General features: G+C 27.0%; 12 protein-coding genes and 1 tRNA gene. 8 read left to right on the top strand and 5 right to left on the bottom strand.

The window, feature by feature from the left end; all coding sequences use genetic code 11:
* Positions 1-106 precede the first annotated feature (106 nt).
* A complete protein-coding gene (locus IPH62_04385) occupies positions 107-703 on the bottom strand; it encodes a response regulator transcription factor (protein ID MBK7104501.1) in 597 nt (198 codons plus the stop codon).
* Between the two features lie 91 nt (positions 704-794).
* A complete protein-coding gene (locus tag IPH62_04380; protein MBK7104500.1) occupies positions 795-2,855 on the bottom strand; it encodes a histidine kinase in 2,061 nt (686 codons plus the stop codon).
* 234 nt (positions 2,856-3,089) lie between these two features.
* On the opposite strand from IPH62_04380, the gene IPH62_04375 reads away from it, so the two are divergent.
* The 7 genes from IPH62_04375 (at position 3,090) to secG (ending at position 8,829) form a co-directional block, all read left to right on the top strand.
* On the top strand, positions 3,090-3,518 hold the full coding sequence (locus tag IPH62_04375) for a hypothetical protein (protein ID MBK7104499.1): 429 nt from the start codon (positions 3,090-3,092) through the stop codon (positions 3,516-3,518).
* 21 nt (positions 3,519-3,539) lie between these two features.
* Complete coding sequence (locus IPH62_04370; GenBank protein MBK7104498.1) at positions 3,540-3,965, top strand: STAS domain-containing protein; 426 nt, start codon at positions 3,540-3,542, stop codon at positions 3,963-3,965.
* A gap of 204 nt (positions 3,966-4,169) precedes the next feature.
* Positions 4,170-6,335, top strand: a complete 2,166-nt coding sequence (locus IPH62_04365; protein MBK7104497.1) for a hypothetical protein — start codon at positions 4,170-4,172, stop codon at positions 6,333-6,335.
* A gap of 3 nt (positions 6,336-6,338) precedes the next feature.
* Positions 6,339-7,325, top strand: a complete 987-nt coding sequence (gene obgE / locus IPH62_04360) for a GTPase ObgE (GenBank protein MBK7104496.1) — start codon at positions 6,339-6,341, stop codon at positions 7,323-7,325.
* Positions 7,304-8,311 carry an iron ABC transporter permease gene (locus IPH62_04355; GenBank protein MBK7104495.1) on the top strand — a complete coding sequence of 336 codons (1,008 nt, stop codon included), beginning with the start codon at positions 7,304-7,306 and terminating at the stop codon, positions 8,309-8,311. The genes obgE and IPH62_04355 overlap by 22 nt, the downstream gene beginning before the upstream one ends.
* A 62-nt stretch (positions 8,312-8,373) precedes the next feature.
* Positions 8,374-8,447, top strand: a tRNA-Met gene (locus tag IPH62_04350).
* Positions 8,448-8,466: 19 nt separating this feature from the next.
* Positions 8,467-8,829 (top strand): preprotein translocase subunit SecG, encoded by a 363-nt coding sequence (secG, locus tag IPH62_04345; protein ID MBK7104494.1) that lies wholly within the window; start codon positions 8,467-8,469, stop codon positions 8,827-8,829.
* Between the two features lie 36 nt (positions 8,830-8,865).
* Here secG and dacB read toward each other — a convergent pair whose 3' ends face one another.
* On the bottom strand, positions 8,866-10,266 hold the full coding sequence (gene dacB / locus IPH62_04340) for a D-alanyl-D-alanine carboxypeptidase/D-alanyl-D-alanine-endopeptidase (protein ID MBK7104493.1): 1,401 nt from the start codon (positions 10,264-10,266) through the stop codon (positions 8,866-8,868).
* Positions 10,267-10,408: 142 nt separating this feature from the next.
* Between dacB and IPH62_04335 the strand changes: the two genes are divergently transcribed.
* Positions 10,409-11,230, top strand: coding sequence for a TIGR00730 family Rossman fold protein (locus IPH62_04335; protein ID MBK7104492.1), 822 nt, complete (start codon positions 10,409-10,411; stop codon positions 11,228-11,230).
* A gap of 27 nt (positions 11,231-11,257) precedes the next feature.
* On the opposite strand, the gene rpsU is transcribed toward IPH62_04335, so the two are convergent.
* The gene (gene rpsU, locus IPH62_04330) at positions 11,258-11,455 is read right to left on the bottom strand and encodes a 30S ribosomal protein S21 (protein MBK7104491.1); all 198 of its coding nucleotides are present in this window, start codon (positions 11,453-11,455) and stop codon (positions 11,258-11,260) included.
* 93 nt (positions 11,456-11,548) lie between these two features.
* Positions 11,549-13,000 (bottom strand): peptidase M14, encoded by a 1,452-nt coding sequence (locus IPH62_04325; protein MBK7104490.1) that lies wholly within the window; start codon positions 12,998-13,000, stop codon positions 11,549-11,551.
* Positions 13,001-13,045 lie beyond the last annotated feature (45 nt).

The following is a 13,045-nucleotide window of genomic DNA, read 5'->3' as shown; positions in this document are numbered from 1 at the left end:
AGACTCCTCAGAATGACCATTTCTTTTTTATTCTAAGTACAGAATTCTACATTGTGTTTTCCGTTACCGGATTCCAGTCGGAATTTTTCTTTTTTACGGTTGCCTTTTACTTTTGTGACAACAGATAACCAATAAACTCTGAAGTTGTGTTAAGGTTTGTTTTTTCAAGAATGTGTTTTCGATGTGTGTCAACTGTGTGTTTACTTATAAACAATTCATCTGCAATTTGCTGGCTTGATTTCCCAATCAGTAAATATGTAATTATTTCTACTTCTCTTTCCGTAAAATTGTATTTATCAATTAAATGTTGCGGAATTTTTTCTACATCGTTACCAATTTGTGTTTTATAAAATCTGTTAAGTGTATCTCTAAGTTCATCAATATCAACCGGTTTTAATAGAAAATCAAAAGCTGCTGCTTTAATTGCTTTTATTGCATATTGATTATATCCGGTTACAAAAATAAATTTTGGGTTTAATCTATTTTCTCTAACTTCATTGATTATGTCAAATCCAGATTTTCTTGGCATTTCTACATCTATAAAAACTAAGTTTGGTTTTTCTTCAATAATGGATTTGACAGCTTTTTCACAGTTATCAATTTTGGCTAAAATTTTAACAAACTCAAATTTGTTAAGAAGGGATTCAAGTCTGTCTAATGCTTCCTTTTCATCGTCAATTAAAATGCAGTTAATTATGTTCATTTTCACTTTTTTATCATTCCAAATGCTTCAATCGGAAAGCTAATATTGTAATTCTGGATTCCCGATTGAATCTTCTTGAACGACAGTTATTTTATGAATTTAAAATAGGTATATTAATTATAACTTCAGTACCCAATGATTTTTTTCGTTCATTTTCAAAATCAATAAATTCATAAGTGATTTTTACTTTTTCTAAATTATAATATAAATCTAATATTTGATTTAAGATTTCTAAACCTTTACCAGTACTGAATTTTGATATTTCTTTTGATTTATTTCTTCCAATTCCATTATCTGTAATTTTTATTTTATATAAGTTATTTTCATTTGAAACTGAAACAAGTAAATTACCTTCTTTCTCCAAGTGTCTAATTCCATGTTTAATTGAATTTTCAACAAAAGTGTGAATTAACATTTTGGGAATTTTTATATTTCCTTTTATTCCATCATCTTTTCTTATATCAAAATGCAATTCATTTTTTAATCTAAATTTTTCTAAAAATAAATAATTTTCAACATATTCCAATTCTTCGTCTAAAGAAGTGGAAATTTGATCTGAGCTTAAAATTGTTGAACGTAATAATTTACTGTACTTTCCAAAAATGTAATTAGCTTTTTCCGTTTCTTGTTTTGCAAATAATGAACCAATGGAGTTAATTATGTTTAATGTAAAATGAGGGTCCATCTGATTTTTGATTGATTTAATTTGCAATTCTGCAATTTTCTTTTCAGTGATAAATTTATGTTCCACTCTATACTTTTGAATTTTTTGAAGTAAATAAACAAAACCAAAAATTCCCAAGTAAATTAATCCAAATACTATAAATTTATAATTGTAGTAGGGATTTTTGTAGTATTCATAAAAATATGAATAGTTATCAAATCTTAAATTAAGTTGAGGTTTTTCTTTTCCATTTAACATAATTCCAGCATTGTATAGAATTGAATTTCCTTTAACATCAATAATTAACGGATCAAGCAATTCATTGTTTAATATTGTTATTTTTTCTAAAAATTGATGGTAAAAAATAAATTCATTAGATCCGTCCGAATCGCAATCCAACATTCTATAAATGGGTTCAGACATAGGCAAAATTTTACTTACATTTTTAAATTCTAAATCATTATTAAGTTCTTCAATATCTCCGTTATATTTAATTAAATAGGTTTTAAAATCTTTTTTATTAGAAATCAATATTGCAGAATGCCACTCTTTTGAATATGCAAATTCTCTCTCTTTTATTTTTTTTCCATTAAAGTCATATAATCCAATTGAACATGGAAAATTTTTATTTCCAGAATAAATATTTAAAGCTGTTAAAAAGAAATTCGCATTTATTTTTAATGGTGAAACAAGAAGAGTCGAAGGATAGTTTCCAAACTTTATGGGTTCAAAGTTAAATTCCAGATTTTTATTAAAAATGGTTAACCAATTATATTTATCAGAGTAAAGAGAATTTTCATCACAATTTGAAACAGCATGTGTCGATGGTATAAAGTATATCGAATTATTATAAATCCATTTAATATTTAATAATGGCATACAACCATTTTCAGATTTTATTAAAGAATCCTTAATGAAATTATATGAATATAATTTTCTTGGATTAACTGAATAACCTGCATTAAACGAAAAAACCAACTCTTTAATTTTATCATTATCCAAATCGATTAATTCGCAAAAAGTAAAACCGGAATTGTTTTCATTATTTCTTGGATAAAATTCGTCGATCAATTTATTTTTAATATATTCTTTATTTTCAAGAGGATTGAAGCAATTCAATAAAATATCATTTCCATCAATTGTAAAAAGAAAAACTTCTTTTAAACCATCATTATTAAAATCACCGATAAAAGGTTCATGCATATTTAATTTTCCTTTTATATTCCACTGGTCAATTATTGAACCCTTGGCTTTAATAATTAGATTTACGAAATTCTCATAAGTTGTCTGTAAAAGAATTTCTTCGCTTAAATTATCATTATCAAGATCAGGATAGTAGAAAAATAATTTTGATGATAACTTTTCTTTTTTTATCAAATCTGCATTATACTTTGGAAAAAGCGGTGGTAAAAATGAGACAATAAAAATCCAAATGAATAAACTAATTATTAAGGGGTTAGTTATAATGTGAAAAATTTTATTCTTCATAAAGAATAAATTGATAATTAAAAATAATAGTAATATATAAAATAAATCAGTTCTAAAATAAAATGATTATTAATAAAAATTTGACTTTTTATTATTATGCATTTAAGGAAATCTAAGATTTTACATGAATTTTATTTTAATATCCAACTTGACGCAAAACACAACAGTCCAGATTTTATCCACCAAATTAGTATCAAAAATAAACACTTACTAAAAATACTTGCGGGGGATTTTGTGGAATCAAAAAATACGTCATATTTCATTTTGTTTCTTATTGTTGTTGCTGTAGGATTCTTAACCTTTGCAAGTTATGAAACCGGATATAAAAAATCTAAAAATAGTCTTGGTTCGTTATTAATGACAATGAGAATGGATAGTAATTTTGTTACAGCCGGTTTATATGAAGAATTACCGGATAATATTAGAAAAACAGTACAGTTTTATATTGAAGATGCTCCAACTGTTGTAAGAGATGTAAAATTATTTGCGGAGGTTAAATATATAACTGTTGGTAACGAAGTGATAAATGTTGAAAATGGTACAATTTGGAATATTCTAAAAAACGAAAAAGTATTTAAAAGAAGATTTAAAGAAAAAAATGAAGATAAAAATAAAGAAACAAAAGAAAAAAAAGTTCCAAATAGTCAGTTAGTTTTAAATTAAATATCTTTAAGGAAAATCAAAATGAACAACGCAGTTTTAAATGGAATAAATAAAAACAATGTAACATTGGGCGCAGATTTTTTTACATCACAAAAGAGAAATCAATTTAAAAGTATGTTTGATGTAAAATCGAAGAACACAATAATTTTGGTTAATCTTGATCGCGCAACCGTAAATGAATCAAGTGAATTTGCGGAATATATTGAAAAAACAATAAATGATGGAAAATCAAAAATCATTATTGATTTAGAAAATGTTTACTTCATGGATTCAATCTTTTTAGGAACTCTAATAAAGTATCTCAAAAGAGTTTCAAAAATGAACGGTTATATTAAACTTATTGTTGATCATAAAAGCAAACCCGAATTATTATCTTTATCAACATTTGAAGGAATTTTTGAAATTTATCCAAACCTTTTTGATGCACTTAACAGTACGATAAGCTAAAGTCTCTTTTTCGGATCGGGCAAAGCCAAAAATGCTCTCTCCTAAAGATCATTTTGTCCGATCCTCGATTTTATTCATATTTAAAAATCCGAAACGTCTATTCATCAAATCATTTGTTCTATTTTCTTATTAATGATATATTGCACTCTCAATTCTACAATTTTGTACTTTTTATACACAAAATTTTAACTTTGGAAAGAAGTTATGTTAGAAAAAGAAATTCAAAATTTAATAAGTATAAACACAAATAAGATTAAAGAGCTTGGTGAAAAATTTCAGCTTTTTGAACTTCATAATGTTAAAATTCATCCGGCACTTATTAAATATATTTTGAGCGCAGTTGATTATCAATTCCAAATTGAAAAACAGTTTATACAAAAGAATTCAAAGTTTGATTACACTGGCGAAAAAATCGAAAAACTTTTTAGTCTAATTTCAAAAGAGTTTAAAAAAGAAAAAGAATTTTCATCAATTTTTATAAATGATTTAATAAAAGAAGCTGTAAAATTTAACGCAAACTTTTTAGCAAAGCCAAATCAGACTTTAATAAATTTTATTTTTGATGAAAAGCGAGAAATTTCAAACGATGAAATTATTTACAAATTAAAATTTGCATATTACTATAAATATATTGTCAAACTTACACAATCGTTTTTAAGCAAGAAAAAAAACAAAACAATAACTCGCAAAGAATTTGCTTTTTTACTTAGTAAAATTGATCAAATTACAAAAAAGAATCATCTTCAAAATATTATAAATACTTCGTTGAATTCGATGGTTAACTTTTTTGATCAAGCAAATTCTCAGCAAAATGAATTTCCGTATGAAGCAATTCAAATGTTTTTTGAAGAAAAAGAATTGGATAATTTTTCACAAAGATTGCAATTACAGTTCGAATTTGAAAAACCAAAAAATCTTCAAATAAATGAAGTGCAAAAATTATTTGTTTCCGATTTTGACGGAATTGAAATTTCAACAGAAAATAATTTTGAACTTCTTGAAAATAATATTGATTTAGTTGAAAATAATTTTTCAAATGTTGCAGAAAATAAAGAAGAGATTTTAATTCCGGTTAATATAAATTCTGAAATAATTGAAGAAGAAAATAAAATTATTATTGAAGAAACAAAAACTGTTGAAAATGAAAATAAATTTTTTGAAATAGAAAAATCTGAATTAGAAAATATAGAAATTTTAAAACCAGAAATTGAAACAACTGAAGTTGAAAATCTAAAATCAAAAATTCAAACTGAAGAAATTAAAATTGAACCAGAAACAGAAATCGAAAATAATTCAGTTACAAATAATTTAGTTGAAGAAAAAACCGAAATTGAAAATTTAGAAGTTGATAATACAAAAATTACAAAACCGGAAACTGGAAATTTAGAATCGGAAATAAAAACAGAAGAAAGCTTAAACATCAATACTGAATTGCTTAACGGAAAACCGGATGTTAAAAAAATTGTTAGAAATTTAATTGACATTGATTCTATTTACGATTCGCTAATTCCTCAGCCAACAGCTTTTGAAAATATAAATTTATTAAAAGATATAAATCTTGCCGAATTAGTACAATCTTCAGATTTTCAATTTGATGTTACAAACATAAGTGAAAATTTACTTGTTGAAGTTCCGACGGACGAACAATATATCGGAATTGTAGAAGATAAAACATTTGAAGACAGTAATGAAATAAATGAAGAATTAGATTCAATAATGCTTGATTCTGATATTGATATTGAAATTGAAACAAATAGTTTCACAAAAATGAAATCAGAAAACGAGAATTTGATTTCTGAAGATGTGGATTTTAATTCCACAATTGATGATATTGTTCAAAATGAAAAGTACGAAAAAGAATTTTTGCAGAATAATTCAAAATCAAATATTGATGATTTAGATAATGATGAAACTCAAGAAATGAATAATTTAATTGATGATGAAAAATTAAAACTTAACGATGATGAAGTTACGGAAGTATTTACTGATATGACGTATTTAGGAAAAGATGAAATTGAAGAACAAAAAATTATTCAAGAAAACCAGCCGGAAACTCGCAATAAAATAGAAAATGAATCGCAAGATTATCAAGAGAATTTTAATGATTCTCAAACCGGAGTAAAAGTAATTTATTCATCATTTCAAGAACTTGTTTCCACTAAAGAAATGACCAACATTATAGAAACTATGTTTGATTATGATATGGAAGATTATTACGGAATTGTTCGTAAAATTTCAAATGCGTTTGATGAAAAAGAAGCATTAGAAATTGCCAACAATTATTGCAGAAATAATCATATTGATATTTTTCACGATGATGTAATTGAGTTTAAAACTTATATAACCGATTATTTTTCCCAAACCCAATAAATCATGTTTATAGATTACGCAGAAATATTTATAAAAGCCGGAAACGGCGGAAACGGTTCCGTATCTTTTAGAAGAGAAAAGTACGTTCCCAAAGGCGGACCAGCCGGCGGAAACGGCGGTAAAGGCGGAAATGTTGTTATTAAAGTTGATACAAATCTTCATACTTTACTTGATTTTAGATATCATCCAAAATATTTTGCAGAAAACGGTAACAACGGTGAAAAATCTTTAAGAGATGGAAAAGGCGGGGAAGATTTAATAATTAAAGTCCCAAAAGGAACATTAATTATTGATAAAAACGATGAAAGAATTTTAGCAGATTTAAATGATGATAATTCGGAAATAATTATTGCAAAAGGCGGAAAAGGCGGAAAAGGAAACAGCAACTTTGCCACAGCTACGAATCAAACTCCAAGATATGCAGAAAGCGGAAGACCTGGCGAAGAATTAAATATTGCTCTCGAATTAAAACTTGTCGCAGATGTTGGTTTAGTAGGATTTCCAAATTCCGGTAAATCAACTTTAATTTCAACTATTTCTTCAGCGCGACCCAAAATTGCCGATTATCCTTTTACAACTTTGAAACCTAATTTAGGAATTGTACAATACCGAGAATTTAAAAGTTTTACTGTTGCAGATATTCCGGGAATTATTGAAGGCGCACATTTAGGTAAAGGTTTAGGTCATGAATTTTTAAAACACATCGAACGAACAGAAATTTTATTAATTCTTATTGATTCAACATCTGAAAATATTCCAAAGGATTATAAAGTTTTATTGAACGAATTAAACAATTACAGTAAAGTTTTATTTAGCAAAAAGAAAATTATAGGAATTTCCAAAATAGATTTGATTGAGCCAAAAGTTGTAGAAAAAATAAAAAAGAAATTGCAAAAAACATTTGATGAAGAAATTATTTTCTTTTCTTCCGCATCAAAAATTAATATCTCAGAATTAATTGATAGATTATGGGCAAATTTAAACCCCTAAATAAAACCACATTAATCATTCAACTTTCCGTTTTTACATTTCTAACAATTTTTATAGGACTAATAAGTTTAACATTTGGTACTGTAGAAATTTCTATTCTTGAAACAATAAAAGTACTTTTGGGAAATTCTGCGGATGAAAAATTAAATCAAATTATTTTTCAAATTAGATTACCAAGAATTATTTTTGCAATTTTTATCGGCGGCGGATTATCAATAACCGGCGCAGTTTTTCAAGCAATTTTGATGAATCCACTTGCGGAACCGTACATTTTAGGAATTTCAAGCGGTGGAACTTTTGGAGCAATTTTAGCAATTTTAATTGGTTCAGCTTTTTTTGGAACTCAGTTTTTGGCTTTTATCGGTGCTTTAGCCGTAATGTTTCTTGTATTTTTTCTTGGAAAAAAATTCGGCGAAATTAATGGAAATATTCTTTTACTTTCAGGAGTAATGATTGGCGCATTTTTTTCCGCAGCAATTTTGCTTTTGGTAATATTTTTGGATGATTCATTAAGAACTGCCGTTTTTTGGATGATTGGAAGTTTATCTTTTGCAAATTCTGATAATTTAATTTTAGTGATTTCAGTTGTTTTTATAACATCAATTTATCTTTCAATAAATTCAAATAAATATAATATTTTAGCTTTGGGAGATGAAACAGCAAAAAGTTTGGGAATAAATTCGAGTCGAGAAAAAACAATTGCATATTTTATCTCAAGCATTTTAATTGGAACTGTAGTTTCCGTAAGCGGAATTATCGGATTTGTGGGATTAACAATTCCACATTTATGTAGATTAATTTGGGGAGTAGACAATAGATTAATTATTCCATTATCATTTTTTGTTGGTGCAATTTATTTAACAATTGCCGATACAATTGCAAGAATTGCGGTTTCTCCATCGGAATTACCGGTTGGAGCAGTGACTTCAATTATTGGAGCACCAATTTTTATATATTTATTACGCCGAAGTTCGCGTATTTTGTAAATCAACTTACTTGAAAATAGAAGTAAATTTCCATATTTTTAACGTTCTGTAAAAAACAAAGTGGCGAGGTAGCTCAGTAGGTTAGAGCAGTGGAATCATAATCCACGTGTCGGGGGTTCGAATCCCTCCCTCGCTACAATTAAATAGAGGAAAAAATGTATACATTATTAATTACACTATCAATAATAATTTCTATTTTATTAGTTATTGTGGTTCTTTTACAAGCAAGTAAAGGTGATGGTTTATCGGGAACAATTGGTGGATCTTCAGGTGGTTTTGGGACAGTTTTTGGTGCAAGAAGAACTGCTGATTTTTTAAGTAAAGCTACATGGTGGTTAGGCGGATCGTTATTAATTTTGGCAGTTGTAATAAATTTATTTTTCTTACCAGGTCAAACAACTTCCGGTGAAAGAGAAAGTATTATTCAAAGTTCAGGTTCAAATAGTGTTCCTTCAACAACAACTTTGCCTCCGGCTAATACAAATAATCAAAATACAGAATCTAAGCCAGCTAATTAATTTCTACTTTAAAATGGGGAAATTTATTTTCCCCATTTATTTTGATAATTCCAATAAAATTCTGTCTTCAATATCTTTGTGGTAACTTGAACCTTTTTGATTGAACTCCATTATCATACTTACAATATAATTTATATCATTGTTTTTTTTCAAGTATCCGGAAAGTGCAGTTACGCCATTTAAAGTTCCCGTTTTTCCTCTAAAATTATCAGTCAATAATCTATAATTACTTCTATCTCTCAAAGTTCCGTCAATTCCGTAAATTGCAAGCGAGTTATAAAAATCAGTAAAATAGTTTTGATCTTTATAAATTTTATATAAAAGTCTGGATATTGATCCCGATGTAACTGTGTTAAATCTGGAAATTCCGGAACCATCTACAACAGCAGTTTGATCATCAATTACATTATCTTCTTCAAAAGTTGTAAGAATTGCTTGGGTTGCGTAAAATGAATTTCCCTCTTCGCCGCTAAAAAATGCTCCAACTGATTTGAACAAACATTCTGCTAAATAATTATTACTGTTTTTATTAATTAAAGAAATCAATTTATTTATTGAAATTTCATCAGAAATAATTTCATTTAGATTATTAGGAGTTTTCTCAGATTTACTATTTCCCAAAACTTTAATTCCGTTTTCCAATAATTTTTCTTTTAGAAGCAAAGCAAGAAATAAAGGAGGATTATCAATATTAACTACATAACTGCTTTGCGATTTTTTCTTTCTTAATCCGCCGGAAATTGTTAAAATAATTTTTTCATTTTTGCTAATAAGATTTATTGCAGGATGCGAACGGAATTTTGTTACTTTAGCTTTCATATCAACTTCAATAAACGGAGCCTCGGGTTTAATGGAATATTTTAATTTTGTACCAACTTTTCCATTCGATGAAAACGAAACAACAATTTGATTTCTGTTCATCACCAAAGCAGAAACCGGCGGAAGTTTAACATTTGCCTTCTCATCCACAATCCAATCATCTCTTATATACAAATTATCAAAATATGAATCATCTGCAATAATATTGCCGGTAATTTCAGAAATTCCCATTTCTTTAATTTTAGTAATTAAAGAATCGAGATCATTTTCTGTAAATGTAGAATTTCCAAAACCTTTTAAATAGAGATTTCCATTTATTTTGGAATCTGAAAAATCAAAATCCTCTGTAAGAAATTGTGTTTCAAATAAATGATTATTTCCCATTAAATATAAAGCAGAAGCAGTTGTAAACAATTTTGTATTTGAAGCCGGGATCATTGGCGTTGCGCTGTTTTTCTCAAAAACTATTTCACCGGAATTTGCATCAATTATACTAATTGCAACTTTTGTTGAAGAAGGAATTCCGGAAATAATTTGCTGAATTTTCTTTATTGATTGTCCGCTTAAAATGCTATTTATTAAAAGAACAAAAAGTAAATAAAAAAATGTTTTTTTCATGTCGCTCAAAAATGTATTCGGAAAATTAGTGAAAATTGATTTTAAAATTTTTGGTTTTACATAATAATCCGATAAAAAGTTCTTTAATTATAAAATATATTTTTATATTTATTTACAATATTTGAAAATCTGGAATAAAACAATGAAAAATGATAATCTGCCAATTAAAGCTTACAGAAATATTGATTTTTTAACATCACAAGATGCACGAATTATAAGAATATTATCGGAATTTTTAGAACCAAAATCGAGATTCAACAAATTAAATATTGTTGATACAATAGTTTTTTTTGGTTCGGCACGATTAAAATCGGAAAAAGATTCAAAAAAACTTTTACGTGATTTTCTTAAAAATTCAAATAAAAAAAGTAAAGACTATTCAAAAAAATTAAAGAAATTAGAAAACTTAGTTCGAATGTCTAAATATTATGAAGATGCAGTTGAATTATCGGAAAGATTAACAAAATGGTCAATGAGTCTTCCTACGAATAAAAAGAGATTTATAATTTGCAGCGGCGGCGGACCCGGAATTATGGAAGCCGCAAATAAAGGTGCAAAACTTGCAGGCGGAGAATCAATTGGATTAAATATAAGTATTCCGTATGAGCAATTTGTAAACAAATATGTTAATAAAGATTTGGCTTTTGAATTTCATTACTTTTTTATGAGGAAATTTTGGTTTGCTTATTTAGCAAAAGCATTAATTGTTTTTCCTGGCGGATTTGGAACTGTTGACGAGTTTATGGAAATTTTGACTTTAGTTCAAACCGGAAAAATTAAAAAAGATATGAAAGTTATTGTGTACGATGAAAATTACTGGAAAAGTATAATAAATTTTCAAGCATTTATTGAAAACGGAATGATTGACGAAAGTGATTTGAATTTGTTCGATTTTTGTAATTCTGTTGATGAAGTATTTAATAAGATTGTAAGTTATTTTGAAAAACATTATTTGAATAAATAAAAAATCCAGCTTTTGCTGGATTTTAACTTAATTCTGATTTTTCAAATTTTCTTTATATGCACGTCTTTTAGCTTTAATTCTTTCCATTCGTTTTTCAATTGAAGGCTTTGTGAAGAAAGTTCTTTTCTTGAATTCTTTTAGAACACCGGATCTTTCATATTTTTTCTTAAATCTCTTTAATGCTCTATCGATGTTTTCGTTTTCTGAAATATTAATTCCAACCAAGTAAATTCACCTGCCTTCGTTTTTGGTTTGCTTTTTAAGTTATAAAAAATGTGAATCGTAAAATAAACAGAAAATTAGTTTTTTCAAATATTATTAATCGAAAATAATTCCGTTTCCGTAATTTTTAATTCCGCTTTCTAAATTATAAATAAATCCATTTATTACATTAAATATCAATTTCCCGTTTTTCCAAATTGTAAAATTTGCACTTTTTTGGTAACCGGGTTCTAAATCGATATTATTTTCATTTATTAAAATGTTTAAAGGAATTTTACTGAAATCAAATTTTTCCTCAATATTTTTAATTTTAATAAAACCAATTCCATTTTTTACTAGTTCATCAAAATTGAGTTTTGTTAAATCGGAATCAATTTCGGTATAAATTTGTGATTCCTTAATTTCACATCCCGAAAGATCAAATTCCTCATATCCGTAAAAAATTGATAAATCTCCCCAATCTTCAACATTACTTTTGAAATATGAATTGGAATTTTTGGGAAAAATTTCTTCTCTATTAATTCCAACATCAACCAAATAATTTTTTCCGTTTTTATTAATTGTGAGGTTTTTTAGTAAAACGTCAAAAAGTAATTTATCGTTAAATGGAATTGAATTATACTTTTCCAAATCTGCATTCTTGTAAGTTTTTTTTGCAATTGAATACAATCCATTTAAAATTGCTGCAAAATTTAATTTTCGTACAAATTGTTTTTCGGTATCATTTTTCCATCCGCCTGATTCTATAAGAATTGAACCGGTTCCCCATTTTACAAAATTATCACCAAAAGCCCGCGGCTCAAAATCATCGCTGTATTTTGCAATATGTCCAGGAATAATTTTATTTAGCTCATCAAACATATTTACAATTACTTTCATTGTATTTGCTCTAACTTCATTAATTTCTTTTTCATAATTATAAGCCGGCGCTAAAAAAGAAATTGTTGCGGATTTATAACTTTTTCCAGAAGTATATCTTGTGCTCTGATCATGAAGATTAAATGCAAATTTCGGATTTAAACTATCGCGTACAGATTTTAAAATTTGTGATTCGGGAAATTGCAAACGAAGTGCATCTCTGTTTAAGTCAATATCCAAAGCATTTCTTCGTTGATATTTTTCTGCACCATCCGGATTTAACATTGGAATAAAATAAATTTTTAAACTGTCCAAAATTTCTTTGCGGAAATTTTTTAATTCATCATTTGAGCTGAAAAAATTAAAAATATCAAACAAAGCCATTGTTGCAGTTGATTCATCGCCGTGCATTTGCGACCAAAGCAGAACATTTGTTTTTCCTTTTCCAATTGAAAGTAAATAAATTTCTTTACCCTCAACTGATTTTCCGGCAATTTCAACTTTGATTTTTTTATTCAATTTTATTTTTTCAATTGCCGATTTAAGATTAGAATGTGTGAAATTTTTCTTTTCAAATTCCGATGATTTATAGTTGTTATAATTTTCATAAATTGTTTGAGAAAAATTAGTCTGAGCCATATTAAAATCTATTGAAGTTAAAATAATTATTAAAATTATAAATATTTTCATTTGCTTTATCCTCAAATTTTGCAATAATAAAAAAATCTTTAATAA

It is taken from the genome of Ignavibacteriota bacterium (genome assembly GCA_016708125.1).
Lineage (GTDB): Bacteria > Bacteroidota > Ignavibacteria > Ignavibacteriales > Melioribacteraceae.
Note: the sequence above shows the minus strand (reverse complement) of the source record. Positions and strands in the feature narration are given on the sequence as shown.